This is a genomic window from Streptomyces sp. NPDC048182 (assembly GCF_043202555.1).
GTDB lineage: Bacteria > Actinomycetota > Actinomycetes > Streptomycetales > Streptomycetaceae > Streptomyces.
This window is the reverse complement of record NZ_JBIDAQ010000002.1, coordinates 377,765-402,315: the sequence shown is the minus strand read 5'-3', so window position 1 is coordinate 402,315 and position 24,551 is coordinate 377,765. Positions and strand designations below refer to the sequence as shown.

Sequence of the window (24,551 nt, the reverse complement as noted above, 5' to 3'; positions counted from 1 at the left end):
CGCAAGTGCCGCGGCACCGGCCCGAAGGGCCTGGCGCCGTCCCGCCTCCTCGCACACCTAAGGAACACACCTGATGGAGCTCGGTCTCGTCGGCCTCGGCAAGATGGGCGGCAACATGCGCGAGCGGATCCGCCGCGCGGGCCACACCGTCGTCGGATACGACCGCAATCCGGACCTCGCCGACGTCCACAGCCTGGAAGAGCTGGTGGGCAAGCTCTCCGCCCCGCGCGTCGTCTGGGTGATGGTCCCGGCCGGCGAGGCCACGCAGGCCACCGTCGACCAGCTCGCCGAGCTGCTGGAGCCCGGCGACGTCGTGGTGGACGGCGGCAACTCCCGCTGGACGGACGACGAGAAGCACGCGCACGAGCTGGCCGCCAAGGGCATAGGTTTCGTGGACTGCGGCGTCTCCGGCGGCGTGTGGGGCCTGGAGAACGGCTACGCGCTGATGTACGGCGGCGACGAGGAGCACGTCGCCAAGGTGCAGCCGGTCTTCGACGCCCTGAAGCCCGCGGGCGACTTCGGCGCCGTACGCGCCGGCAAGGTGGGCGCCGGCCACTTCGCGAAGATGGTCCACAACGGCATCGAGTACGCGATGATGCAGGCGTACGCCGAGGGCTGGGAGCTGCTGGAGAAGGTCGACTCGGTGGAGAACGTCCGCGAGGTCTTCCGCTCCTGGCAGGAGGGCACCGTCATCCGCTCCTGGCTGCTCGACCTGGCGGTCAACGCCCTGGACGAGGACGAGCACCTGGACGGGCTGCGGGGTTATGCACAGGACTCCGGTGAGGGACGCTGGACGGTGGAGGCCGCGATCGACAACGCGGTGCCGCTGCCGGCGATCACCGCGTCGCTGTTCGCCCGCTTCGCCTCCCGGCAGGAGGACTCCCCGCAGATGAAGATGATCGCCGCGCTGCGCAACCAGTTCGGCGGCCACGCGGTGGAGGCGGCGAAGAAGTAGCCCGGGCCGCCGCGAGCGGCCCACCGGCCGAGCCACACCCGGAGACCGAAGGAGGTCGGCGAACGACCATGCACGTCACGCACCTCTCGCTGGCCGACTTCCGCTCCTACGCCCGGGTCGAGGTCCCGCTCGACCCGGGCGTCACCGCCTTCGTCGGCCCCAACGGCCAGGGCAAGACCAACCTGGTCGAGGCGGTCGGCTACCTCGCCACCCTCGGCAGCCACCGGGTCTCCTCCGACGCCCCCCTGGTGCGCATGGGCGCCGAGCGCGCGGTGATCCGCGCCCAGGTCAGGCAGGGCGAGCGGCAGCAGCTGGTGGAGCTGGAGCTGAACCCGGGCCGCGCCAACCGGGCCCGGGTCAACCGGTCCACGCAGGTCAGACCGCGTGACGTGCTGGGCATCGTGCGCACGGTGCTGTTCGCGCCCGAGGACCTGGCGCTGGTCAAGGGCGACCCCGGCGAGCGGCGGCGCTTCCTGGACGAGCTGATCACCGCCCGCTCCCCGCGGATGGCGGGCGTCCGCTCCGACTACGACCGCGTGCTGCGGCAGCGCAACACCCTGCTGAAGTCGGCCGCGCTGGCCCGCCGGCACGGCGGCCGGACCCTGGACCTGTCCACCCTGGACGTCTGGGACCAGCACCTCGCGCGCGCGGGCGCGGAGCTGCTCGCCCAGCGCCTCGACCTGATCGCCGCGGTGCAGCCGCTGGCCGACAAGGCGTACGAGCAGCTGGCCCCGGGCGGCGGCCCCGTCGCCCTGGAGTACAAGCCGTCGGCGCCCGGCGACGCGCACACCCGCGAGGACCTGTACGAGCAGCTCATGGCGGCCCTGTCCGAGGCCCGCAAGCAGGAGATCGAGCGCGGCGTCACCCTGGTCGGCCCGCACCGCGACGACCTGCTGCTGAAGCTCGGCGAACTGCCCGCCAAGGGGTACGCCTCGCACGGCGAGTCCTGGTCGTACGCGCTGGCGCTGCGGCTGGCCTCCTTCGACCTGCTGCGCGCCGAGGGCAACGAGCCGGTGCTGGTCCTGGACGACGTCTTCGCGGAGCTGGACGGCCGGCGCCGGGAGCGGCTGGCCGAGCTGGTCGCGCCCGGCGAGCAGGTGCTGGTGACCGCCGCGGTCGAGGACGACGTGCCGGGCGTCCTGGCGGGCGCGCGGTTCGCCGTCGCGGACGGCACGGCGGAGCGCGTATGAGCACCGGCGACGGGCAGACCCCCGACGAAGCCGCGGAGCCCTCCGGCGTCGACCTCGCGCGCGTGGCGCTCCGCGCGGCCCGCGAGGCGGCACGCGCGCGGGGGGACGCGGCACAGCAGGCCCGCCAGGCCCGGCGCGGCGGCGGCCTGCGCTCGGGCGCCCGCGCCGACGGCCGCGACCCCATGGCGCTCGGCTCCGCGATCAACCGCCTGATCACCGAGCGCGGCTGGGAGACCCCGGCCGCGGTGGGCGGGGTGATGGGGCGCTGGCCGGAGATCGTCGGCGAGGACGTGGCCAAGCACTGCGTGCCGGAGCGGTACGACGAGGACGAGCGGGTGCTGGTCGTGCGCTGCGACTCCACGGCCTGGGCGACCAACCTGCGGCTGCTGGCGCCGACGCTGGTGGCCCGGCTGAACGAGGACCTGGGGCACGGGTCGGTGCGGATGATCAAGGTGCAGAGCCCGGGCGGCGGCCCGAAGCGCTACGGCCCGCTGCGCGCCCCGGGCAGCACCGGTCCCGGCGACACGTACGGGTGATCTGCCTCACATTTCAGGGCGTCGGCGGCGGGCGTGAACCGTCGGCGCCCTGGTCGTCGTGGTGTCGCACACGGTTGCGAACACCGAGCTGACTCCCAAGTAGCCAAGGGTTGACGGCCGGAAGCGCTGGGTGCCGTCGTGAGCCTCCTGGGGACCCCTCCCGCATATCGGGAGTCGGGACAGGCAGGTTCAGGGCGGCACATGCGAACTCAGGCACCCGCAAACCCCCATCAGTGTCAGTGCTACCGGTAGAATGGAAGACAATCCCGCCCCGACTGTGGGGACCGTCCGGGACAAGCTGAGCAACGCTGATCAAGGCTTATCCACGCAACATGCCGCAGCCGCTTCGGCAACCTGCCGACGAGCCCGGCTCGTGCTGTGCCAGAAAGGGCGCTTCGTGGCCGATTCCGGCAACCCCAACGAGAACAACCCGTCCACCGACACCGGCGTGCCCCACGCGGTGACCAGCTCCGACGGCGCGGCCCCCGCCTCGTACGACGCGAGTGCCATCACCGTCCTCGAGGGTCTGGACGCGGTCCGCAAGCGACCCGGCATGTACATCGGCTCCACCGGCGAGCGCGGCCTGCACCACCTGGTACAGGAGGTCGTGGACAACTCGGTCGACGAGGCGCTGGCCGGCCACGCGGACACCATCGACGTGACGATCCTCGCCGACGGCGGCGTCCGCGTCGTGGACAACGGCCGCGGCATCCCGGTGGGCATCGTCCCGTCCGAGGGCAAGCCGGCCGTCGAGGTCGTGCTGACCGTGCTGCACGCGGGCGGCAAGTTCGGCGGCGGCGGCTACGCGGTCTCCGGTGGTCTGCACGGCGTCGGCGTGTCGGTCGTCAACGCCCTGTCCACCAAGGTCTCCGTGGAGATCAGGACGGACGGCCACCGCTGGACGCAGGAGTACAAGCTCGGCGTCCCGACGGCCCCGCTGGCGCAGCACGAGGCGACGGAGGAGACCGGCACGACGGTCACCTTCTGGGCCGACGGCGACATCTTCGAGACCACCGAGTACTCCTTCGAGACGCTCTCGCGGCGCTTCCAGGAGATGGCGTTCCTCAACAAGGGCCTGCGGATCAACCTGTCCGACGAGCGCGAGTCGGCGAAGGCGGTCGCCGGCGCGGACGAGGCGGGCGAGGACGAGAAGCAGGAGGTCAAGTCCGTCTCGTACCACTACGAGGGCGGCATCGTCGACTTCGTGACGTACCTCAACTCCCGCAAGGGCGAGGTCGTGCACCCCACGGTCATCGACCTGGAGGCGGAGGACAAGGACCGCAGCCTCTCGCTCGAGATCGCGATGCAGTGGAACGGCGGCTACACCGAGGGTGTCTACTCGTTCGCCAACATCATCCACACCCACGAGGGCGGCACGCACGAGGAGGGCTTCCGCGCGGCGCTGACCTCGCTGATCAACAAGTACGCGCGCGACAAGCGCCTGCTGCGCGAGAAGGACGACAACCTCACGGGTGACGACATCCGCGAGGGCCTGACGGCGATCATCTCGGTGAAGCTGGCCGAGCCGCAGTTCGAGGGGCAGACCAAGACCAAGCTGGGCAACACCGAGGTCAAGACCTTCGTCCAGCGCGTGGTCTACGAGCACCTCACCGACTGGCTCGACCGCAATCCGAACGAGGCCGCGGACATCATCCGCAAGGGCATCCAGGCGGCCACCGCGCGCGTGGCGGCCCGCAAGGCCCGCGACCTGACCCGCCGCAAGGGCCTGCTGGAATCGGCCTCCCTGCCGGGCAAGCTGTCGGACTGCCAGTCCAACGACCCCACCAAGTGCGAGATCTTCATCGTCGAGGGCGACTCCGCCGGCGGCTCGGCCAAGTCCGGCCGCAACCCGCAGTACCAGGCGATCCTCCCGATCCGCGGCAAGATCCTCAACGTCGAGAAGGCGCGCATCGACCGGATCCTGCAGAACCAGGAGATCCAGGCGATGATCTCCGCGTTCGGCACCGGTGTGCACGAGGACTTCGACATCGAGAAGCTCCGCTATCACAAGATCATCCTGATGGCGGACGCCGACGTCGACGGCCAGCACATCAACACCCTGCTGCTGACCTTCCTGTTCCGCTTCATGCGGCCGCTGGTCGAGGCCGGACACGTGTACCTGTCCCGCCCGCCGCTCTACAAGATCAAGTGGGGCCGGGACGACTTCGAGTACGCGTACTCCGACCGCGAGCGCGACGCGCTGATCGAGATGGGCCGCCAGGCCGGCAAGCGCATCCGCGAGGACTCGGTGCAGCGCTTCAAGGGCCTCGGCGAGATGAACGCCGAGGAGCTGCGCATCACGACCATGGACCAGGAGCACCGCGTCCTCGGCCAGGTCACCCTCGACGACGCCGCCCAGGCCGACGACCTGTTCTCGGTGCTGATGGGCGAGGACGTCGAGGCCCGGCGCCAGTTCATCCAGCGCAACGCCAAGGACGTCCGTTTCCTCGACATCTGAGTCGGTCTCAGCTGACCGCACCAGGAAGGACCCGTACCAGCAATGACCGACGACAACACCCCCGTGACGACGCCCGAGGGTGACGCCCTGGCCATGCGTGTCGAGCCCGTCGGGCTCGAGACGGAGATGCAGCGCTCGTACCTCGACTACGCGATGTCCGTCATCGTCTCGCGCGCGCTGCCGGACGTCCGCGACGGCCTCAAGCCCGTCCACCGCCGCGTGCTCTACGCGATGTACGACGGCGGCTACCGGCCCGAGCGCGGCTTCTACAAGTGCGCCCGCGTCGTCGGCGACGTCATGGGCAACTACCACCCGCACGGCGACTCCTCCATCTACGACGCCCTGGTGCGCCTCGCCCAGCCGTGGTCGATGCGGATGCCGCTGGTGGACTCCAACGGCAACTTCGGCTCGCCGGGCAACGACCCGGCGGCGGCCATGCGCTACACCGAGTGCAAGATGGCGCCGCTGTCGATGGAGATGGTCCGCGACATCGACGAGGAGACCGTCGACTTCACGGACAACTACGACGGCCGCTCCCAGGAGCCGACCGTCCTGCCCGCGCGCTTCCCGAACCTGCTGATCAACGGCTCGGCGGGCATCGCGGTCGGCATGGCGACCAACATCCCGCCGCACAACCTGCGCGAGGTCGCGGCCGGCGCCCAGTGGTACCTCGACAACTACGAGGCCTCGCACGAGGAGCTGCTCGACGCGCTGATCGAGCGCATCAAGGGCCCCGACTTCCCGACCGGCGCCCTGGTGGTGGGCCGCCGGGGCATCGAGGAGGCGTACCGCACCGGGCGCGGCTCGATCACCATGCGCGCGGTGGTCGAGGTCGAGGAGATCCAGAACCGCCAGTGCCTGGTGGTCACCGAGCTGCCGTACCAGACCAACCCGGACAACCTCGCGCAGAAGATCGCCGACCTGGTCAAGGACGGCAAGATCGGCGGCATCGCGGACGTCCGCGACGAGACGTCCTCGCGTACCGGCCAGCGCCTGGTCATCGTGCTCAAGCGGGACGCGGTCGCCAAGGTCGTGCTGAACAACCTCTACAAGCACACCGACCTGCAGTCCAACTTCGGCGCCAACATGCTGGCCCTGGTCGACGGCGTGCCGCGCACGCTGTCCCTGGACGCGTTCATCCGGCACTGGGTGAACCACCAGATCGAGGTCATCGTCCGGCGGACCAAGTACCGCCTGCGCAAGGCCGAGGAGCGCGCGCACATCCTGCGCGGCCTGCTCAAGGCCCTGGACGCCATCGACGAGGTCATCGCGCTGATCCGGCGCAGCGACACCGTCGAGATCGCCCGCGGCGGCCTGATGGACCTCCTGGACATCGACGAGATCCAGGCCAACGCGATCCTGGAGATGCAGCTCCGCCGGCTCGCGGCCCTGGAGCGGCAGAAGATCGTCCAGGAGCACGACGAGCTCCAGGCGAAGATCACCGAGTACAACGAGATCCTCGCCTCGCCCACCCGCCAGCGCGGCATCGTCAGCGAGGAGCTGACGGCGCTGGTCGAGAAGTACGGCGACGACCGCAAGACGAAGCTGATCCCCTACGAGGGCGACATGTCCATCGAGGATCTGATCGCCGAGGAGGACATCGTCGTCACGGTCTCCCGGGGCGGCTACATCAAGCGCACCAAGACCGACGACTACCGCGCCCAGAAGCGCGGCGGCAAGGGCGTGCGCGGCACGAAGCTCAAGGAAGACGACATCGTCAACCACTTCTTCGTGTCCACCACCCACCACTGGCTGCTGTTCTTCACCAACAAGGGCCGCGTCTACCGCGCCAAGGCCTACGAGCTGCCCGACGCCGGCCGGGACGCGCGCGGCCAGCACGTCGCCAACCTGCTGGCCTTCCAGCCGGACGAGCAGATCGCCCAGATCCTCGCGATCCGCGACTACGAGGCGGTGCCCTACCTGGTCCTCGCGACCAAGGCGGGCCTGGTGAAGAAGACGCCGCTGAAGGACTACGACTCCCCGCGCTCGGGCGGCGTCATCGCGATCAACCTGCGCGAGCAGGCGGACGGCGCGGACGACGAGCTGATCGGCGCGGAGCTGGTCTCGGGCGACGACGACCTGCTGCTGATCAGCAGGAAGGCGCAGTCGATCAGGTTCACCGCATCGGACGACACGCTGCGCCCCATGGGCCGTGCGACCTCGGGTGTCAAGGGCATGAGCTTCCGCGAGGGCGACGAGCTGCTGTCCATGAATGTTGTCCGAGCCGGTACGTTCGTGTTCACTGCCACCGACGGCGGTTACGCGAAGCGCACCTCCGTCGACGAGTACCGCGTCCAGGGCCGCGGCGGCCTCGGCATCAAGGCCGCCAAGATCGTCGAGGACCGCGGCTCCCTGGTGGGCGCGCTGGTGGTGGAGGAGAGCGACGAGATCCTCGCCATCACACTCTCGGGCGGTGTGATTCGCACGCGAGTCAGCGGAGTCAGGGAGACCGGCCGTGACACCATGGGCGTCCAACTGATCAATCTGGGCAAGCGCGATGCCGTCGTCGGGATCGCGCGCAACGCCGAGGCGGGACGCGAGGCGGAGGAGGTCGACGGCGACGTGGCCGTCGACGAGACCGCCGAGGGTGCCGCCACCGGTGGTACGGACGAGGGTGAGGCGCCCTCGACCGAGTAGCACGAGGAGAGAGTCATCGTGAGCGGAGCCACGGGCGCTGGATCGGCCGGTACCTCCAGGGGTACGGAAACGGGCGGCGGCGGCCGTGGCTCCGCCGCGCGTGCGGGCGATCCGCACACCACTCAGCTGCGCAAGATCGAGGACGACGGGGCGAGGAGCTCGCACGCGTCCGACCGGCATTCCCAGGGGGGAACTGTGACGGACACCCGAGGCCAGCAGACCCGTCAGTCGGCCTCGCCGCTGCCCGGAGAGCGTCAGCCCCAGCAGCACGGCGGCCCGTACCACCCGCCGCAGGCCTACCCGGCCCAGGGCGCGGGCCCGGCCGCCGGCGGCGTACGCCGCCCGCGCACCGGCGCGCGCACCACGCCGCGGGTGCGCAAGGCGCGGCTGCGGGTGGCCAAGGCCGACCCGTGGTCGGTGATGAAGGTCAGCTTCCTGCTCTCCATCGCGCTCGGCATCTGCACGATCGTGGCGTCGGCGGTGCTGTGGATGGTCATGGACGCCATGGGCGTGTTCGCGACCGTCGGCGGCACGATCTCCGAGGCCACCGGCTCGAACGAGTCCAACGGCTTCGACCTCCAGTCCTTCCTGTCGCTGCCGAACGTGCTGCTCTTCACCACGATCATCGCGGTCATCGACGTCGTCCTGGCCACCGCGCTGGCCACGCTCGGCGCGTTCGTCTACAACCTCTCCGCCGGCTTCGTCGGCGGCGTCGAGCTGACGCTCGCCGAGGACGAGTGACCGCGCTCACCGATTTTGGGACTGCCCGCCTCGTGCGCTAATCTTCAGGAGTCAGCGCGCGGGACATACACCGCAGAGCGCGGCGGGGCTATAGCTCAGTTGGTTAGAGCGCATCCCTGATAAGGATGAGGCCACAGGTTCAAATCCTGTTAGCCCCACCAGCGAGAAGACCCCCAGTCGGCAACGGCTGGGGGTTTTCTCGTTGGTGGGCGCGTGGAGCGCTGCGGACAATGACGGCATGACGTTGACGATCTGGGTCGATGACTGGCAGATGCAATGCTGCGGGGAGAGCTTCACGCCGGGGGATGTCGTCTCGTGGCGCCTGCTGGAGGTGGACCCTGAGGACTACGCCGACCTCGTGGGCAGCGACCGCGCCGCAGGTATCGACTTCTGCGAGGAGCATCATGGCCCAGGCGATGAGCACGCGCCGACTCGGTTGCGGGTGCTGACCATCACCGAGGTGCACTGCCGGTACGGCGTCTCGCCGGGCAGCACCTCGAACGTGCGGCATCCGGTACCAGGTACGACGGAAGCGGTGCCGGTCCAAGAAGCCGACGGGTGGGCGGCCACTCGTCCAGGCGTCGAGTTCGCCGGCTACCTCGTGACGGCCTTGCGGGTTCGGTGTTGAGGTGTGTCCGGTGTGTCGTCGACGAGGGCCGGCCGCTACGTCGTTCTTGGCCCCCCCGCACACACGGCGAGGCCCGGCTGCTCTGGGGAGCGGCCGGGCCTGGTCTCGCGTGGGGGCTTGTACGCAAAGCGCCGTCGGAGAGGGGTGGGGCGGGAGGGTCAGGACTGGAGGGGCAGGGTCAGCTCATCGTCTGGGGCGCAGGTGTTCAGGACGGTGCGCTGCCGGCAGCTGGGGGCCTTGCCGTGGGCCTCGGCGCGGATGCGCTGTTTCATCGTGGGGGGCAGGGAGCCGGGTCGGGTCAGTGGAGTGGGCGCCGCCGCGAGGGCCGCGGTGCGGGGCTCGTGCTCCGTGTTGCTGTGGGTGCCGGTCTGCGGTACGGCGGCGGAGGCGGTCGTGGTGACGAGTCCGAGCGCCGTGCAGAGCGCGAGGAAGGCGGTGACGAGCGCCGTCCACAGTGTCGTGACCTTGTTCCGGGCCATGGCCCCTCACTTTCGGGTTGGGCGATTTGCGTACTCCCTCATGATGTGCACGCGGCTCGCGAAGTGGGGGACCGACGCCCGTGGCGCGGTGATGTTCTGATGAACACCACTCGTATGGCCGCATTGGTGGATAAAGGTCGCTTTCCGTGGGGGTGCGATCACCCTCCGATCGGAGCGGTTCCGGCCACGCGTACTGGGCCTCGGCGCCCGGCAGTTGACGGCGTACGCAGGTCACCGATCGGTATCGGTCGGTGTGTATAGTCGGGCGCCAGAGGTCCCCTACGTCAAGAAAGACGAGGTCGCGCGGTGAAGAAGCTTCTCCTGGTCGCACTGGCCGCCATCGGCGGGCTCCTCGTGTACCGCCAGATCCAGGCGGATCGCGCCGAGCAGGATCTGTGGACGGAGGCGACCGACTCCGTGCCCACGGGTTCCTGAGTCCGACCGGTATCCGGTCAACCCGAGCAGACCCCGGCCGTCGTGACGGTCGGGGTTTTGTGTTGTCCGGACCGTGTGCGGGGGGTCGCGGCAGGATGGGGCCCGTGAGGGGGTGCGGGGTGCGGGTGATGGGGTGGCCCAGCGGGGCGTTGCGGACCGGGGTGCTGCGGACCGGGGCGCGGGTGCGGCTCGTCGTCGGTGCGGTGCTGCTGGGCCTGGCGTCCGCCGCGGTGCCGGGCGGCGAGGCCGTCGCGGTGAGCGGCCCGGGCGGGTACGGCTTCGCGCCGGGGGCCCGTCCGATCGCCGGCGGTGGCGCCCTGGCGCCGGGGACGACGTACCGCGGCTCCCTGCCGCGCGACCGCGCCGTCCACTACCGCCTCGACCTCGACGCCGCCTCCGCCGCCTACGTCTCCGTCACCGCCGTGCCGGCCTCCGGCGCCGAGGTCACCGCGGTGGACGGCGTCCGCATCTCGGTCCGGGACGCCGACGGGGGCACCTGCTCCTCCGACAGCGCCATCTTCGGCGCCGCCCGCAGCGTCCGGCCCCTCACCGCCCTGGGCACCCGGGAGGCGGCGGTGCCCGGCGGGACGCGCTGCCGGGCGGCCGGCGCCTACGACGTCACCGTCGAGCGGACCCGGCCCGAGGACTCCCCGCCCGGGGACTGGGCGCTGGAACTCCTCGCCGTCACCGAGCCGCGCCCGGCGAGCCCCGGCCCGACCGAGGCCCCCGATGCCTGGGACTCGGCCTCCCCCGCGCCCCTCGACGGTGCGCCGCAGCCCCGCCACGGCGGGACCGGCTTCGCCGACGCCACCCGGCTCGACGAGGGCGTCTGGCGCGACGCCGTACGCCCCGGCGAGACCCTCTTCTACCGGGTGCCCCTCGACTGGGGCCGGCAGCTGCACGCGACCGCCGAACTCGACGGGGCCGGCGGCGCCACCGGCTACACGTCCGGCGCCCTGCGCCTGGCCCTGCACAACCCCGTGCGCGCCGAGGTCGACGACGTCGCCCGCGGCTGGACCGGCCGCCCGGTCTCGGTCGGCCTCGCGCCGCTGCCCCCGGTGGCGTACGCCAACCGGTACGCGCGGGGCGGGCACGTCGGCGCCCTGCGCTTCGCCGGCTCCTATTACCTCGTCGTGCATCTCGCGGGCCGGGCCGCCGAGGACTTCGGGCCGGGTCCGTACGGGCTGACGCTGCGCGTGCGGCTCGGCGGGACGGCGCGGTCCGGGCCGGCGTACGCGGGGGAGCCGGTGCCCGCGGGCGTCTTCACCGTGCCGGGGGGTGGCGGTGCGGTGGCGGGGGGCGGCGACGCGGGCGGTGGCCGCGTCCCCATGGCGGCCGTCGCGGCCGGCGGCCTCGGCACCGGGACGCTGCTGCTCGTCGGGCTCGGCGCCTGGACACTGGCGGCCCGGCGCGGGGCGGGGCGGGCCCGCCGGGGGTGACCTCAGAGCCGGGACAGCGCCCAGAAGCCCACGGCGTAGCACGCCAGTGCGATCAGGAGGACGGGGACGGCGACCTTGGTGGGCGGGCCCGGGCGCCGGCGCCGTGGCGCGCGGTGCGGTCGGACGGGCTGGGCGGGCTGGGCGTCCCGGGCGGTGTACGAGGCGGTGGGGGCGTCCGCGGCTCGCGGTGGCGGGGCGTGGGGCTGCGGGGGTGCCGCCGGCGCGGACGGAGAGGCGGCCTGCAGGGAGGCGGCCTGCGGGGAGTCGGCCTGCGGGGAGCCGGTGGGCGGGGAGTCGGGGGTCGGAGAGGCTACGGGCGGAAAGGCCGCGGGCGAGAACGCGTCGGGCGGAGCGGCGCCGGACGGGAAGCCGGTGGCCAGGGGGGAGCCCCCTGACGACGAGGTGAGCGCGCTCCCCGGCGGCGGGAGCCGGAAGCTGCCAGTGTCCTTGACAGCCACGGGCGGGCGGTGCGACCGGCGCGGGTCGGTCGTCTCCTCGCCTGTCCGCGGCACCCGCGTGAGCGGCCCGTCCGTTCCGAACCCGGCCGGGAGCGGCCCGACTTGGTCGAAGATCTCGATCGTCTCGTCGTCGGGACCCGGCTCCGGCAGCAGCTCCACGGCCTGGGCGAGCGCCTTGCGCGCCCCCGTCGCCGTACGGAACCTGCCCCGCAGGTCCGGCTGCACCAGGGCGGCCACCACCTGCCACAGCGGTGCGGGCACGCCGCGCGGGGCGGGCGGCGTGCCGTGCTCGGCGAAGTGCTCGACCAGCGCCCGCACGTCCGGCCTGGCGCCTTCGAGGAGGTAGAGCGCGACCAGGCCGACGGCGAACAGGTCGGCGGGGAAGTCCGGTTCGGCGCCCAGTAACTGCTCGGGGGCCAGGTAGCCCGGCGTGCCCACCACCAGGTCGGCCTCCGTCAGCCGGGGTTCGCCCAGCCGCATCGCGATGCCGAAGTCGGACAGCCGCAGCCGGGGCGGCCCGGTGCCGGTGGCCTCGAGCAGGATGTTGGCCGGCTTGACGTCCCGGTGCACCACGCCCTCCGCGTGCACCGCCGCCAGCCCCGCCAGGAGCTGGTCGAGCAGGACGCAGACGTAGGCCGGGGGCAGGGGGCCGTAGTCGCCGACGAGGTGGGCGAGCGAGCCGCCGGTGACCAGGTCCATGGTGAACAGCACCTGGTCGTCGTCGGCGGCCCAGCTGGCGGGGGCGACCACATGCGGGTGGTCGATGCGCAGTGCCTGCTCGCGGACGAAGCGCAGCAGCGCGTGCGCGTCCCGCTGCTGGAGCACCTTGGCGGCCACGTACCGCCGCCGACGGCGGTCCCAGGCCCGCCAGACGGCGCCGACGCCGCCCCGGCCGATCGGGTCGACCAGTTCGTACCGGCCGGCGAACACCTCACCCATGGCTGTGCGTCGCTCCTCCCCAGGCGCCACCGCCCCCGGCCCGGCCCGCCGCGCCCTTCGCGGCCGGTGTCCGGGCCCGCTCCGTCAGTTCTGGTGTGACTGGTAGTGCGCGACCGCGTCGGAGGTGCGGCCCGCGCCGTACACGCGCAGGAACTCCGCCAGTTCGGGGTGGTCGCCGGCGAGCGCGTCCGCCGCGTCGATGATGTCGCCGGCGGCGGCGACCGAGCGCAGCAGCGACTGGATCTCGCGGACCACGCGCTTGACCGTGGGGGCGCCCGAACTGCTCGTCGTCTGCGTGGTGTTGTTGAGCACCGAACCCCCCTGGGACTTCTTGATCTCCTCCATGCGCTCGGTCGCCTCGGCCGCGCTGACGCTGCCGTCCGCCGCCTGGCCCGCCAGGTCCTGCAGCAGCTGCACGCGCTGGACCACCGCCGGGTTGCCGATCTTCGCCCGCTGGCCGCTCATCAGCTGCGACAGCATCGGGGCGGACAGGCCGAGAACGCCCGCGAGGCGGGCCTGGTTGAGGCCGAGGTCGTCTATGAGCCTGCGGAAGAGCGCTCCCAGCGGCTCCCCGTACCAGTTCCGCTGGAGCTCCCGCGCTCTCGCGGTGGCTTCCTGCTGTGCGGCGTCCATTGCGTCTCCCCATCGCTGCCCCGAAACCGCAGTTCGCTCCAGCGAACCACGCCGAGCATCTTACGGAGAGTGGTTGTTCGCCGGGACCCCCAATCGTTTGTGAGATACGGGCGGCGACCCGGTACTCTTGGCAGCGGCGACCGCCGGCTCGCGCCTCCGCGACCGCACGCCACCTCCTCCGGGGCCTTAGCTCAGTTGGTAGAGCGCTGTCTTTGCATGGCAGATGTCAGGGGTTCGACTCCCCTAGGCTCCACTTGGTATAGCCCCTCTGAACTGCGGAAACGTGGTTTTGAGGGGCTTTTTCGTGCTGACGTGTCAGCACGGCGGTGCTGACGGCCCCTTCGTAGGCCCCGAGTTTTCGAGGTTTGCCAGCCCTATGTGTCCTCGTGGTTCCCCTAGGCTCTTGCTGTCTGGGGAGCAGCCTGGGTTGGGCTGTGTCTGTCGTCATCGCGGTGGACCCGGCAACGAGGGCCCACGAGAGCGCCAACCTGACCGCCTTCACCATGGCGCCGGGGCTGGCCGCTGGAGTCGCTGTACGGCGACGACCGGGCCTCCGGGATACATGATGGAGTCCGAGCAGAGCCGACACACGCCGACGCAGGTGATGCAGAGCGCGGCATAGCTGTACCACGAGCACCAAGCCGACTGCGCGGTCACCGAGGCCAACAACGGCGGCGGCTACCTTCCAGTGCTGCTGCAGCAGATCGGCGGGTGGCATGGCGGATCTTGCACGCCACCTGGCGTAAGCGGGCCCGGGCCGCGCCGGTCGCCGGCCCGGGCGTACGCGGCACTGGAGGAGCATATGACGACGTTTCGCCGGCCAGGGTGAGACGGAGGACTCGCCGGATCTGCTGGACTCGCTTGTGTGGGCGCTGTGGGATTTGTCCTCGACTTGACGATGCCCCTATCCAGCCCTGGCAGTGATCGGCGACTTGACCGGCGCCGCTAACTTTCGGCGGAGGCCATTGACACGCGCCCCATCATCTCGAGACGGGGGAGGAAGGCGGCCCGCAGGGCCGAGCGGGAGCTTAAGGAAATGCGCGAAGTGCCGGAGGAGCTTGCCGTCGCCGAGCTTCGAGCCCGGCGGCGTCGGACCAGTACTCGCGCTTGGTGACATCCGCCACCCGCTGGACGCGAAAGTATGTGCCGCCTCGCCCCTGCAGTCAGGACGAGCCGGCAGCTAGGGGAACTGGAACGAGGAGACGCCGTGCGCCTAACCGGCAGCCTTGCCGCGGTGCTCGTCCCAGCCCGACAGAATCTGGCTGACCCTGCCGTGGGAGATGCCGAGGAGACGCTGAATCTCCGCACCGCTGGCACCGGCCGAATGGAGTTGCCTCGCGGTAGCGTCACGTGCGGTCAGTACGTCCTTGCGTACCGCCCCCAAGCGGTCGAGCAGGGCGGCGAGGCTCGCGGCGCGCTTGCGTGGGTCGGTCTCCTGCAGGGCGCGCTTCAGTTCGGTCTCGGGGGTCATCAGGAAGCCATCCTACCGTTAGCACGCTTGCAAACGGTATGTTAACGCGCTAACGTGCGGGAGTGTTCACACCCCCGTCCTCGCGGCTTGCGATCCCGTGAAGGCCGTCGGAGGGTTCGATCCCCTGCCGCGCTGGCGGCAGACTCGCCGCGTGAAGTGTCGGAAGCGTCGGATCGGGCCAGCTCCGTCCGCCGGGCGGCCTCCAGGCGGCTATTGTCAGTGGTCGCGTCTAGTGTCCCTGCCGGAGGGTGTGTGAGTTGCGGAGATGCGCGTCGTGCCTACGTGATTCCCCACCGCTTGCACCAAACTGAAGGCTGGCCCGGTGGAAGGAGAAGAGAGTGTCCCTGGCTCTTGAGGCTAATGACGCGGAGCCCGTCATTTCGCGGAACCTGTCGGCGGTTGGTGTCAGCAGTCTGGAGGACTGGGAAGAGAATCTCTCGCCCGCCAGTGCAGAGGTTGTCATTGGGGACGCCCGCCGGACTGGACTGGAGGACAATTCGGTCGACGTGATCGTCACCTCGCCTCCATACTGGCAGAAGCGTGACTACGGCCATAAGGATCAGATCGGTCAGGAGTCGACACCGCAGGCTTACGTCCAGTCGATGATGGAATGTCTCGACGAGTGGAAGCGACTACTCCGCCCGACTGGCTCGATCTTTCTCAACGTCGGCGATACCTATCACAAGCGGTCCCTCATGGGTATCCCTGGGCTATTGGAGTTCGCCGCAGTACAGCGCGGCTGGCTGATCCGTAACCGGATCATCTGGACCAAGGACAGCGGCATGCCGGAACCCGCTAAGAACCGGCTCGCAAACCGCCACGAATACATCATTCACCTCGCGTTGAAGCCGAACTACTACTACGACCTGATCGGCTACAGCGAATATATGGGCAACGGCGCCAACCCCGGCGACGTTTGGAAGATTATGCCTGAGCGGAACATGGGTGCACACCTTGCCCCATATCCGCAGGAGTTGGTGCGTCGCGCCGTTATGCTCGGATGTCCGCCGCAGATTTGCTCCACCTGCGCCAAGCCTCGTACCCGCGTATTGGAGCGGACCGATCAACTCGATCCGCAGAGGCCACAGGCCCGACGTGCCATGGAGTTGGCGAAGGAGCACGGGCTGACGCCCGACCACATTCGCGCGGTCCAAGCGACCGGCATCTCTGACGTCGGTAAGGCCACCAAGTTCCAGTCTGGCACCGGGCGGAATTCCCAGGAAGTACAGCAGCTTGCTGCCGAAGCAAAGGCGGTCCTCGGTGGATACTTCCGCGAATTCACCTTCGCCAAGAAGGCAACTGCGGGCTGGACCGACTGCGGCCACGGTACGCCGGCCCGCGGCGTAGTGCTTGACCCATTCATGGGCACCGGAACCACACTGAAGACCGCAACTGCCATGGGCCAGGACGCGATCGGTGTCGACCTGGTGCCGCTTGTGCAGGAGACAGAGGTTCCGAAACAGGGGAAGGCGAAGGAGTCTACAAAGCGATCAGTTCGCTGATTTTCGCACCCATCTCCTCCATCTCCGCCTCCAGATCATTGGCACCGAGGTCGATTCGATACTGCGCTACGACCACCGAGCCGATGCGTCCGGCCATGTGGAGACCCTTCTTCGCGCCAGCTCGGCGCGGGTGAATGGTCATCACGACTGGAGCCCTGTAACGGAGGCCATAGAGCACTATCTGTTCGACCTCGGAGCGGGCGGCCAAGTTCTTGACGTTGGTGTATTTCACGTCCGCGATCACAGGGTGAGTGCCGTCGTCCATGCGAAAGACAACGTCGGGTTCAGCGTATGGCGGCTCACCGCTCGTTGTCGGCACTTCGTGATCCGGCAAGACCTGACTCGTGGCGTCTGGCAGCTCCTCATAGAGCCGCAGTCGGCCAGGCTCCTGATTACCGTCGAGGACCGCTAGGTTCGGATGGGCGGCCAGTGCCGCCCGAAGACTGACACGGACGAATTCCTCGAAGAGGTCCTCAGTCTTCACGAGCAGCGTTGGCATGGTGAGGTCGCCGGTAAGTACATCCAGACTTATGCCGCGGCGTGTCAGGATTGCGACGGCGAGATCGAGCGCCGACCGGTAGTAGGACCGCGTCTCGGGGATGGGAGATTCGCCGCGCACCTGCGGGTCATCGAGACTGGCGGGGTGATTCTCCAGTGTCACGTGTTCGAGGAGTCGCAGTGCCTCCGCGAGCCTCGCTACGCGTCCACGCACGCCCTTATGCCGCGGCGCATTGATGTAACGGCTGTGCAGGAGTGAGACCGCGCTCTTCAGGCAGCGGTTTGGCGGGTTGTCGATGGTCCGCTCGAACCAGGAATACTGCGCACGATGGTTTATGCCGCGCGCCGCGAACCGAAGCATGGTGGCCGTCGTGTCGATGCGGCCATGTGGGTAGGACCCATCCTCGGTACGGCGGTGGTAGGTACGGAGGAATCCGTTAAGGGCGATGGTGTCCATCACATCGAGCAGCGCGTCCGTCATTACGTCGAGCAGCCAGTCACTCCACTGATCGGTCGACCTGTACTCACGCAATGCCGACAGCACTGCTGGGGCATAGCCGGCCACGGTCACCATCTGCGTGAGGCTCCGGAGCGGGAACCGCGGGCGTACCTGGATGGCGATGCGGTCGGTGAGCGGCATCAAACCGATCACGCCTTTGGCGGAGAGGCGGAGTTGGCCGTCTTTGAAGTCAACTCGTACGTGGTGGTTCAGAACACCGGGAGCCAGAGCAAGGCGTCCGTCGTGCCCGATAACGTCCTCCGGGGCAACGTTGATCGGCCCATACTCCGAGCACGGAATGACGGTTCGGTGCGGCTCCGTGAGCCGGTCAAGCGTTACGACCGTCATGGCGCCTCGGCCTTCGATCCGGCTTCCTCGGCAACAGGCGGTTGACTCTCGTCGTCAGGTGACTCGAAGATCGCTGCCCAGCCATTGACCATCTCATCGCGCACCCCCGGAAGATTCTTGAATGCCCGGGCGACAAGGTACTTCAACTGGTAATCCCAGACCTCTTGAAGGGTCTCTGCATCGGTCACGTCAGCGAAATACGCGTGACCCACGGCAGCGGCCGGCGTCTGCGTCGCGCGGGTGTTGATCTTACTGAACCAGCCGAGCAGGCGCCGATGAATGTTGCCATTGGGAAAGCCGTTGTCGTCGAGCATCTGCTCGAGCAGTCCCCGGCTGGGCGGCATATCGACCTTCGCAAACCGGCGTTCGAACGCCGCATCCACGTCGTCAACACCGCGGTCAAGCGGGTTCATCGTTGCAATCAGAAACAAGTTGAGCGGGATCGAGATGGTCTCACCGGACGGCAGGTTGAACCGCTGGCCACGCTTGTTCCGCTCGATGTAGGTCAGCGCCTCGCCGAACACGCGGCCAACGTCCGCGCGGCTCAATTCATCAATGACGAGCACGTAGGCGTCATCAGTGTTTTCATGTGCTTTCCGCACTAGTTGAAGGAAGACCCCGTCGCGAGGTTCGAACCCGCTGCCGTCCTTCTTCGGGCGATAGCCCTCCATGAAATCCTCGAACTGGTACGAGGCATGAAACTGGATGTCGGCTCGACGGCTGCCATCGCCCCCCGTCATCTTATCGGCGATTTGCCCAGCCAACCAAGACTTGCTGGTGCCGGGCGGGCCACTGAGGATCACGCCTCCGAAGCGCCGTAGAAGCCTGAGGATCGTCTCCAGCCGGGGATCGTCGGACTGGAGCAGCGGGGCGTCCGGGGCACTGGACCCATGTGACGCCTGAGCGCGCGCGACGTACCCGATATCCAGGTCGTCGGCATTCAACTCCCGGAGGCCTTTAATCAGGGACACGTCAGTCATTGAGTGCGCCTTCCTTATGGTCGGATTCATTGCCGGACGTCTGATCGAACAGCTCGAACCAGGGCTCGGTGAACTGAATCGGTTCGTTGTCCTCGAAGATCACGTCGAAATCAGTGTCCTGCTCGAAGTGAAATTCCTTCCTAAAGGCGGTGATCAACTCGTCGTAACCACCCTCGCCCTCAAAAACGAAGCCGTAGTTGCGCAGGTAGTAGGCCGCCAGTGCCCAAGCAGGAACTTTCGTCCCCTTCAGTAGTCTGTCGAGGGCCTGCTGGGCGTGATCGGTGGGAAGCGCGTAGTCGTCGCCGTTCGCGTTGAGCATGAAGCTCGAGGTCGCCCTCATCGACTTCGGGGCGTAGCTCCCGGCGAGGTTGCGGTTATACCAGTAACCTGTTTCATCCCTGCGATTGACCGAACTGAACGGCCGGTAGTGCGGCTTGGTAGGCGGCCCACCGGGCATCTTCAGTAGATCGCTGACCTCCTTCCAGTCAGGATTTATGCTCGTCGGAGAGTCAGAGGCAATGGCCAACTTGCGTAGCTGAAGGTAGGCCGGGAAGTGCTCGTGGATGCGCTGGGCCTTCAGCGCGCCGATCCCAGCGATGACTGCCGCCCTGGTGAGCACGTGCATGTTGTGGGTGTCCTCTACGACCGCCGTCGACTCCTCCAGCAGCGCGTCTCTGCTCTGGGCTGGTGCTTCTTCCGTCTCACTCACGTGAGTCAACGTACCTAACGGGTTTCCGTGCCGGTCAACTTGTTGGGAAACGTAGATCGATAGATCCGCGTGCTTGCCTGCGGACAGGACGCTAGGGTGCGCGGTCAGGACGTGCCCTCGACTTGGCCTCCGGGAACGCCTGCGTCGACCGATGACCCCGATGCGACACGGGGGCCACGGCGTGGGCGACACCGACAGCCGCACATGGGTAGCTCAGCGTCCAGGCCACGGAACCGTCGGGGCCGGCCGTCACTGAACACCTCAGCGCTCCGGTGTGTTCAGGGGGCGTTGGACGCGCCCAGGAGTCGTCGAGACCTGCGGCCTGCCCGGCCGGCGCGGCCCTCGCTCTCATGCTGTGGAGACGACGCATACGGGTGCTGCTTTGTTCTTCGGAGCCCCGCACTGCTCGATCATGTCGGCGAGGCGGGCGCGTGACCGGCCGAGGCTGCGGCTTCATCAACGCCTGCCGATCGTCACACCCGCCGGTGCGCTCCCACTCCCACCCACATCCTGGAAGTCGGATGCGGCACCGGTCGACTCAGCCGCTCCCACGCCTGCCTATACCCGGCTGTGCCGGTCATCGGCATCGACCCATGCGCCGAAATGATCAAGCACACTGCCGCGTCCACAACAGCAGTGCGGTGACTGCAAGCCCGCGCGGAACAACTGCGCCTCAGTAAGCACTTGTTGAGCCCAGGCGTATCCACCCCGTCGCTTCGGCGCCGGCAGAACCCACCCCAAGGGCAGCCCGAAATTAGCCGGATCACTGCCCCGGACGGCACGGTCGTCATCGCCGATGCCTTGTCCTCACCACCTACCCCACGATGAGCCACGCTGCGGCACGCCCCCGGCCTGCCAACCCGAGCACGTGGACGAATCGCCAGCCTGACCTCGACAGGGGTGAAGCACGCACTGGGACAGGCAGGACTGCACGCTAAGCATCGGACCCGTCACGCTCAAAACGGTGGCACTGATCATCGTCGGCAACTCCACGCAGAGCTGCCCTGCCCGGATCCCTGAGCGCGACGACCTGATGATCACGCCGATGGAGCAGGTCCGTCGATGTTCCCTGCAAACAGCTACCTACCCGCCCCTGTAGCTTCCTTGAACAGGAGTCCTACTGGTGGTCATTGCCAAACGCGAACGCCGGTGTGTCCGTGCTGACACGTCAGCACGGGTGCCGGATCGAGGGGCAACGAGCCGGATCCAGGAGGATGCAAACGGGGGTGTTTGTCCGAGATCCGCGGCGTTCTCGCAGCTCAGGAAAGTAGCATTGTTAGGTTCGACTCCCCTAGGCTCCACCCCGGACGACCCCTCCGACCTGGCTCGACGCCGGGGCGGAGGGGTCGTCGTCTTGGGTGGCCCGAGGGGCCGGGGCCGGGCAACAGGGCCCAGGGGGGCGGCTATCGGGGACGAGGGGGTGCTGTCTGCTCTTGATATCGTCACCCCAGAGGGCACCTGGAAGGGGCAGACATGCGGGCGAAGGTACGGGCCGCTCTCGACGCGCTCTATATGAAGCGTCTGGTCAGAGAGCTGGAGGGACGCCCACGCCCTCAGCACATCGGCATCATGCTCGACGGGAATCGCCGGTGGGCGAAGATGTCCGGCATCGAGGATCCGCGTGAGGGATACCGCGCGGGCGGCGCGAAGGTGCTGGACTTCCTGCGCTGGTGCGACTCCGCGCAGATCGAGCACGTCACCCTCTTCATGCTGTCCGACGACAACCTGCACCGTCCCGAGGACCAGCTGGAACCGCTGATCGACATCATCGCCGAGGCGGTCGAGCAACTGGCCGCCCCCGGCAATCCCTGGCCCGTGGAGATCGTCGGCGCCCTGGACCTGCTGCCGGCCCACTCCGCGAACCGGTTGAAGATCGCGACCGCCGCCACGCAGGGACGCAAGGGCGGCACCAAGGTCGACGTCGCCGTGGGCTACGGCGGGCGCCGGGAGATCGTGGACGCCGTGCGCTCGGCCCTGACGGAGCACAGCTCCCAGGGCGGGGACATCGACGAGTTCATCGAGACCTTCACCGTGGAGCACGTCTCGAAGCACCTGTACTCCAAGGGGCGCTCCGAGTCTGACCTGATCATCCGCACCTCGGGCGAGCAGCGGCTCTCCGGCTTCCTGCTCTGGCAGTCCGCCTACGCGGAGGTCTACTTCTGCGAGACCTACTGGCCGGACTTCCGGGAGATCGACTTCCTGCGCGCCCTGCGGTCGTACTCGGTGCGGGAGCGGCGCTACGGCCGCTGAGGCGCTGCCCCGGTCGTGTTTCACGTGAAACAACGCCGCGGGGCGGGAGACGTGAACCGTCTCCCGCCCCGCGGCGAGGGGTGTCAGGCGAAGGCCGGCCGAGGCCGGGCCCGGCTCAGGGGCGGTCGTCGCCGTCCACGACGTCGTCCTCGGCCTGCTTGGCCTGGACCTCGGGGTCCAGCACCGCGTCACCGGTGCCGTCCACCGACGTCAGCCGGGTGGCCTCGGGGACCTCGGTGGCCTCCGGCGGCTCGACCAGCCAGTCCGGGTTGGCCTGCTTGTCCCACCACTTCCAGGCGGCGAAGGCCCCGCCCGCGACCACGCCGGCCACCAGGACGAACTTGGCCGCCCGGCCGGCCCGGCCGCGGCGCTGGTTCTTGCGGACGAGCTTCTCGATGTCCTTGGCCGAGAGCTGGCCCCGCAGGGCGGCAAGGGCGGCGGCGCCGCGCGCGGCGGCCTCGTCCTTGACGGGGCCGGCCGCGGCCACCGCCTGCTCGATCTTCGGGCGGGAGTAGACGGCGGCCTGCTTGGCGGCGAGGCGGGTGCGGACCGCGGCCTCCTGGGCAGCCGCGTCCACCTTCGGCGGCACATGCGTCCTGGCCTGCTCCAGGCGCGGCGCGACATGGGCCCCGTACTGGACGCGGGCCTGGTCGGCGGCCTGCGACACCTTCGGCGCCAGCCGTACGCGTGCCTCCTGCGCGTAGTGCGCGGCCCGGTCCTTGGCCGTGTCGGCGTACGGCGCCACCGCTTCCGCGGCGTGCAGCACGCTGTCCTTCGCCGAACCGGTCGCGGCGCGCACGCTGTCGATGCGGGTCACGGGTTCCTCCTCCTCGGTGGCGTACGGTAATTCGACTTTCCACCCTTTTCCGGATCATGCCTGTGGACACGCTGCCGGGCATGCGAGGGCGGGCATCCGGGTCACGGACGAGGCCCGCGCGTCCGGTGCGACAAGTGGGGAATACCGGGCACGAAGTCTGCCGTCGACAATGCCACGGATCGCCGCTCCACGCGCGTGACCCGCAGTGTCCGCCCGGAATTCCCCCGGCCACCGCACGCCGTGCGAGGATCTGCGGACCCGAGAAGGACGACGGAAGGCACACCGTGGCCGAGCAGCTCCACGCCACCCTCAGGACCAACCGCGGGGACATCGTGATCCGGCTCCTGCCGCACCACGCCCCGAGGACGGTCCGGAACTTCGTCGAGCTGGCCCGGGGCGAGCGGGAGTGGGTCAACCCCGCCACCGGCGAGCGGACCACGGACCGGCTGTACGACGGCACGACCTTCCACCGGGTGATCGAGGGCTTCATGATCCAGGGCGGTGACCCCCTCGGCAACGGCACCGGCGGCCCCGGCTACCAGTTCGAGGACGAGTTCCACCCCGACCTCTCCTTCAACCAGCCGTACCTGCTCGCCATGGCCAACGCCGGCCCCGGCACCAACGGCTCGCAGTTCTTCCTCACCGTCTCCCCCACGGCCTGGCTGAACCGCAAGCACACCATCTTCGGCGAGGTCGCCGACCCGGCGAGCCGGCAGGTCGTCGACGCCATCGCCGCGACGCGGACCAACCCGCGCACGCACCGCCCGGTCGACGACGTGGTCATCGAGTCGGTCGTCGTGGAGGGGTCCACGGGATCCACGGGGCCCACCAGCCTGCACAAGGGCTGACGCGCACGGGAACCAAACGTCCCGCCCGTCCGTAGAGAGAGCGGGGCCAGACGGACGAGCGAGGGGATCCCCATGGAGCACGCACCCGGCGGCCCGGGGGACCAGACGCCCCCGCAGCCGCAGAGCACCCCCGTCTGCTACCGGCACCCCGGCCGCGAGACCGGTATCCGCTGCATCCGTTGCGAGCGCCCCATCTGCGGTGACTGCATGGTCAGCGCCTCCGTCGGCTTCCAGTGCCCCGAGTGCGTGCGCGGCGGCTCCGGCACCGGGCACGCCCCGGCCGCCAACCGTCCCCGCACCCTGGCCGGCGGCGCCGTCGCCGCCGACCCCCACCTGTTCACCAAGATCCTCATCGGGATCAACGTCGCGGTGTTCATCGCCGTACAGGCGCACTCCTCGCTCCTGAACGACCTGGTTCTCATCGGCCGGTGGCCGCCGGCGCCGTTCGCCCCGCAGGAGGGCGTCGCGCAGGGCGACTGGTACCGCATGGTCAGCTCGATGTTCGCGCATCAGGAGTACTGGCACATCGGGTTCAACATGCTGAGCCTGTGGTTCCTCGGCGGCCCCCTGGAGGCGGCCCTCGGCCGGGCCCGCTATCTCGCGCTGTACCTGGTCTCCGGGCTGGCCGGCAGCGCGCTCACCTATCTCCTGGCCGACCCGTCCCAGGCCACCCTCGGCGCGTCCGGTGCGATCTTCGGCCTGTTCGGGGCGACGGCCGCCCTCGTGCGCCGGCTCAACGCGGACATGCGCCCGGTGATCGCCCTGCTGGTGATCAACCTGATCCTCACCTTCGGGTGGGCAAACATCGCCTGGCAGGCGCACATCGGCGGCCTGGTCGCCGGTGTCGTGGTCGGCTTCGCGATGCTGCACGCCCCGCGCGAGCGGCGGACCCTCGTGCAGTACGGCAGCTGCGCGCTGGTGCTGGTCGTCGTCGTCGGCCTGACCCTGCTGAGAACCGCGCAGCTCACCTGAGCGCGGCCGTTGTCCACAGTTGGTGCCGATCTTGTGCACAGCGTGCGGGAACAGGTGTGCCCCCTGTCACCGACCCGTGTTTGTGCAGGTCAGACAGGGGGCGAACGGGTTTTCGGTTCGTGGTACTTC

At 69.2% G+C, this 24,551-nt stretch carries 22 protein-coding genes and 2 tRNA genes; 16 read left to right on the top strand and 8 right to left on the bottom strand.

Translation table 11 applies throughout. The features are described from left to right. Nucleotides 1-73 precede the first annotated feature (73 nt). The 8 genes from gnd (at nucleotide 74) to ACGFZL_RS04875 (ending at nucleotide 9,145) form a co-directional block, all read left to right on the top strand. The gene (gnd, locus tag ACGFZL_RS04910; RefSeq protein ID WP_393689279.1) at nucleotides 74-955 is read left to right on the top strand and encodes a phosphogluconate dehydrogenase (NAD(+)-dependent, decarboxylating); all 882 of its coding nucleotides are present in this window, start codon (nucleotides 74-76) and stop codon (nucleotides 953-955) included. A 68-nt stretch (nucleotides 956-1,023) separates the two neighbouring features. Then, on the top strand, nucleotides 1,024-2,145 hold the full coding sequence (gene recF, locus ACGFZL_RS04905) for a DNA replication/repair protein RecF (RefSeq protein WP_355168197.1): 1,122 nt from the start codon (nucleotides 1,024-1,026) through the stop codon (nucleotides 2,143-2,145). Continuing rightward, a complete protein-coding gene (locus ACGFZL_RS04900) occupies nucleotides 2,142-2,681 on the top strand; it encodes a DUF721 domain-containing protein (RefSeq protein ID WP_393689276.1) in 540 nt (179 codons plus the stop codon). Before recF ends, ACGFZL_RS04900 begins: the two co-directional genes overlap by 4 nt. Nucleotides 2,682-3,078: 397 nt before the next feature. After that, nucleotides 3,079-5,139 carry a DNA topoisomerase (ATP-hydrolyzing) subunit B gene (gene gyrB, locus ACGFZL_RS04895; RefSeq protein ID WP_393689274.1) on the top strand — a complete coding sequence of 687 codons (2,061 nt, stop codon included), beginning with the start codon at nucleotides 3,079-3,081 and terminating at the stop codon, nucleotides 5,137-5,139. Nucleotides 5,140-5,181: 42 nt separating this feature from the next. Continuing rightward, nucleotides 5,182-7,776: a DNA gyrase subunit A gene (gene gyrA / locus ACGFZL_RS04890; protein WP_393689272.1), complete on the top strand. Its 2,595-nt coding sequence runs from the start codon at nucleotides 5,182-5,184 to the stop codon at nucleotides 7,774-7,776. A gap of 18 nt (nucleotides 7,777-7,794) precedes the next feature. After that, on the top strand, nucleotides 7,795-8,517 hold the full coding sequence (locus ACGFZL_RS04885) for a DUF3566 domain-containing protein (protein ID WP_355168189.1): 723 nt from the start codon (nucleotides 7,795-7,797) through the stop codon (nucleotides 8,515-8,517). An 84-nt stretch (nucleotides 8,518-8,601) separates the two neighbouring features. Further along, nucleotides 8,602-8,678 (top strand) — tRNA-Ile (locus tag ACGFZL_RS04880). A gap of 77 nt (nucleotides 8,679-8,755) precedes the next feature. Then, nucleotides 8,756-9,145, top strand: a complete 390-nt coding sequence (locus ACGFZL_RS04875) for a DUF6578 domain-containing protein (protein ID WP_393689270.1) — start codon at nucleotides 8,756-8,758, stop codon at nucleotides 9,143-9,145. A 158-nt stretch (nucleotides 9,146-9,303) separates the two neighbouring features. Here ACGFZL_RS04875 and ACGFZL_RS04870 read toward each other — a convergent pair whose 3' ends face one another. Continuing rightward, a complete protein-coding gene (locus ACGFZL_RS04870; RefSeq protein ID WP_355168185.1) occupies nucleotides 9,304-9,624 on the bottom strand; it encodes a DUF6344 domain-containing protein in 321 nt (106 codons plus the stop codon). A gap of 306 nt (nucleotides 9,625-9,930) precedes the next feature. On the opposite strand from ACGFZL_RS04870, the gene ACGFZL_RS04865 reads away from it, so the two are divergent. Together ACGFZL_RS04865 and ACGFZL_RS04860 are read left to right on the top strand one after the other, a co-directional pair. Beyond that, nucleotides 9,931-10,059, top strand: a complete 129-nt coding sequence (locus ACGFZL_RS04865) for a DLW-39 family protein (protein ID WP_003999697.1) — start codon at nucleotides 9,931-9,933, stop codon at nucleotides 10,057-10,059. 128 nt (nucleotides 10,060-10,187) lie between these two features. After that, the gene (locus ACGFZL_RS04860) at nucleotides 10,188-11,498 is read left to right on the top strand and encodes a hypothetical protein (RefSeq protein ID WP_393689267.1); all 1,311 of its coding nucleotides are present in this window, start codon (nucleotides 10,188-10,190) and stop codon (nucleotides 11,496-11,498) included. A 2-nt stretch (nucleotides 11,499-11,500) separates the two neighbouring features. Here ACGFZL_RS04860 and ACGFZL_RS04855 read toward each other — a convergent pair whose 3' ends face one another. Continuing rightward, nucleotides 11,501-12,895, bottom strand: coding sequence for a protein kinase domain-containing protein (locus ACGFZL_RS04855; RefSeq protein ID WP_393689265.1), 1,395 nt, complete (start codon nucleotides 12,893-12,895; stop codon nucleotides 11,501-11,503). 84 nt (nucleotides 12,896-12,979) lie between these two features. Continuing rightward, nucleotides 12,980-13,528 (bottom strand): DNA-binding protein, encoded by a 549-nt coding sequence (locus ACGFZL_RS04850; protein WP_355168179.1) that lies wholly within the window; start codon nucleotides 13,526-13,528, stop codon nucleotides 12,980-12,982. Nucleotides 13,529-13,708: 180 nt separating this feature from the next. Here ACGFZL_RS04850 and ACGFZL_RS04845 point away from each other — a divergent pair. Further along, nucleotides 13,709-13,781 (top strand) — tRNA-Ala (locus ACGFZL_RS04845). A 960-nt stretch (nucleotides 13,782-14,741) separates the two neighbouring features. Here the strand turns inward: ACGFZL_RS04845 and ACGFZL_RS04840 are convergent. Further along, a complete protein-coding gene (locus ACGFZL_RS04840) occupies nucleotides 14,742-14,999 on the bottom strand; it encodes a hypothetical protein (RefSeq protein WP_393689262.1) in 258 nt (85 codons plus the stop codon). 338 nt (nucleotides 15,000-15,337) lie between these two features. On the opposite strand from ACGFZL_RS04840, the gene ACGFZL_RS04835 reads away from it, so the two are divergent. Further along, nucleotides 15,338-16,501: a DNA methyltransferase gene (locus ACGFZL_RS04835; RefSeq protein WP_393689260.1), complete on the top strand. Its 1,164-nt coding sequence runs from the start codon at nucleotides 15,338-15,340 to the stop codon at nucleotides 16,499-16,501. Here ACGFZL_RS04835 and ACGFZL_RS04830 read toward each other — a convergent pair. From ACGFZL_RS04830 to ACGFZL_RS04820, 3 genes are read right to left on the bottom strand one after another with little or no spacing between them, the layout of a single operon-like run. After that, nucleotides 16,479-17,846, bottom strand: coding sequence for a 5-methylcytosine restriction system specificity protein McrC (locus ACGFZL_RS04830; RefSeq protein ID WP_393689257.1), 1,368 nt, complete (start codon nucleotides 17,844-17,846; stop codon nucleotides 16,479-16,481). The genes ACGFZL_RS04835 and ACGFZL_RS04830 overlap by 23 nt on opposite strands. Continuing rightward, the gene (locus tag ACGFZL_RS04825; protein ID WP_393689255.1) at nucleotides 17,843-18,826 is read right to left on the bottom strand and encodes an McrB family protein; all 984 of its coding nucleotides are present in this window, start codon (nucleotides 18,824-18,826) and stop codon (nucleotides 17,843-17,845) included. Before ACGFZL_RS04825 ends, ACGFZL_RS04830 begins: the two co-directional genes overlap by 4 nt. After that, a complete protein-coding gene (locus ACGFZL_RS04820) occupies nucleotides 18,819-19,535 on the bottom strand; it encodes a hypothetical protein (RefSeq protein WP_393689253.1) in 717 nt (238 codons plus the stop codon). Before ACGFZL_RS04820 ends, ACGFZL_RS04825 begins: the two co-directional genes overlap by 8 nt. 507 nt (nucleotides 19,536-20,042) lie before the next feature. Between ACGFZL_RS04820 and ACGFZL_RS04815 the strand changes: the two genes are divergently transcribed. Continuing rightward, nucleotides 20,043-20,180: a methyltransferase domain-containing protein gene (locus ACGFZL_RS04815; protein ID WP_393689602.1), complete on the top strand. Its 138-nt coding sequence runs from the start codon at nucleotides 20,043-20,045 to the stop codon at nucleotides 20,178-20,180. Between the two features lie 828 nt (nucleotides 20,181-21,008). Beyond that, nucleotides 21,009-21,785, top strand: a complete 777-nt coding sequence (locus ACGFZL_RS04810) for an isoprenyl transferase (protein ID WP_393689251.1) — start codon at nucleotides 21,009-21,011, stop codon at nucleotides 21,783-21,785. Between the two features lie 115 nt (nucleotides 21,786-21,900). Here ACGFZL_RS04810 and ACGFZL_RS04805 read toward each other — a convergent pair whose 3' ends face one another. Beyond that, a complete protein-coding gene (locus tag ACGFZL_RS04805) occupies nucleotides 21,901-22,602 on the bottom strand; it encodes a DUF5324 family protein (protein ID WP_355168175.1) in 702 nt (233 codons plus the stop codon). Between the two features lie 284 nt (nucleotides 22,603-22,886). Between ACGFZL_RS04805 and ACGFZL_RS04800 the strand changes: the two genes are divergently transcribed. Continuing rightward, nucleotides 22,887-23,450, top strand: coding sequence for a peptidylprolyl isomerase (locus tag ACGFZL_RS04800; protein WP_355168173.1), 564 nt, complete (start codon nucleotides 22,887-22,889; stop codon nucleotides 23,448-23,450). Nucleotides 23,451-23,522: 72 nt separating this feature from the next. After that, complete coding sequence (locus ACGFZL_RS04795) at nucleotides 23,523-24,422, top strand: rhomboid family intramembrane serine protease (RefSeq protein WP_393689249.1); 900 nt, start codon at nucleotides 23,523-23,525, stop codon at nucleotides 24,420-24,422. The last annotated feature ends 129 nt before the right edge of the window (nucleotides 24,423-24,551 follow it).

Bases quoted from the DNA above. Each gene is read 5' to 3' on its own strand.
- recF (WP_355168197.1), top strand. From the start codon at position 1,024: ATGCACGTCACGCACCTCTCGCTGGCCGACTTCCGCTCCTACGCCCGG.
- ACGFZL_RS04825 (WP_393689255.1), bottom strand. From the start codon at position 18,826: ATGACTGACGTGTCCCTGATTAAAGGCCTCCGGGAGTTGAATGCCGAC.
- ACGFZL_RS04795 (WP_393689249.1), top strand. From the start codon at position 23,523: ATGGAGCACGCACCCGGCGGCCCGGGGGACCAGACGCCCCCGCAGCCG.
- gyrA (WP_393689272.1), top strand. From the start codon at position 5,182: ATGACCGACGACAACACCCCCGTGACGACGCCCGAGGGTGACGCCCTG.
- ACGFZL_RS04875 (WP_393689270.1), top strand. From the start codon at position 8,756: ATGACGTTGACGATCTGGGTCGATGACTGGCAGATGCAATGCTGCGGG.
- gnd (WP_393689279.1), top strand. From the start codon at position 74: ATGGAGCTCGGTCTCGTCGGCCTCGGCAAGATGGGCGGCAACATGCGC.
- ACGFZL_RS04840 (WP_393689262.1), bottom strand. From the start codon at position 14,999: ATGACCCCCGAGACCGAACTGAAGCGCGCCCTGCAGGAGACCGACCCA.
- ACGFZL_RS04900 (WP_393689276.1), top strand. From the start codon at position 2,142: ATGAGCACCGGCGACGGGCAGACCCCCGACGAAGCCGCGGAGCCCTCC.
- ACGFZL_RS04810 (WP_393689251.1), top strand. From the start codon at position 21,009: ATGCGGGCGAAGGTACGGGCCGCTCTCGACGCGCTCTATATGAAGCGT.
- ACGFZL_RS04850 (WP_355168179.1), bottom strand. From the start codon at position 13,528: ATGGACGCCGCACAGCAGGAAGCCACCGCGAGAGCGCGGGAGCTCCAG.
- ACGFZL_RS04860 (WP_393689267.1), top strand. From the start codon at position 10,188: ATGGGGTGGCCCAGCGGGGCGTTGCGGACCGGGGTGCTGCGGACCGGG.
- ACGFZL_RS04870 (WP_355168185.1), bottom strand. From the start codon at position 9,624: ATGGCCCGGAACAAGGTCACGACACTGTGGACGGCGCTCGTCACCGCC.
- ACGFZL_RS04830 (WP_393689257.1), bottom strand. From the start codon at position 17,846: ATGACGGTCGTAACGCTTGACCGGCTCACGGAGCCGCACCGAACCGTC.
- ACGFZL_RS04855 (WP_393689265.1), bottom strand. From the start codon at position 12,895: ATGGGTGAGGTGTTCGCCGGCCGGTACGAACTGGTCGACCCGATCGGC.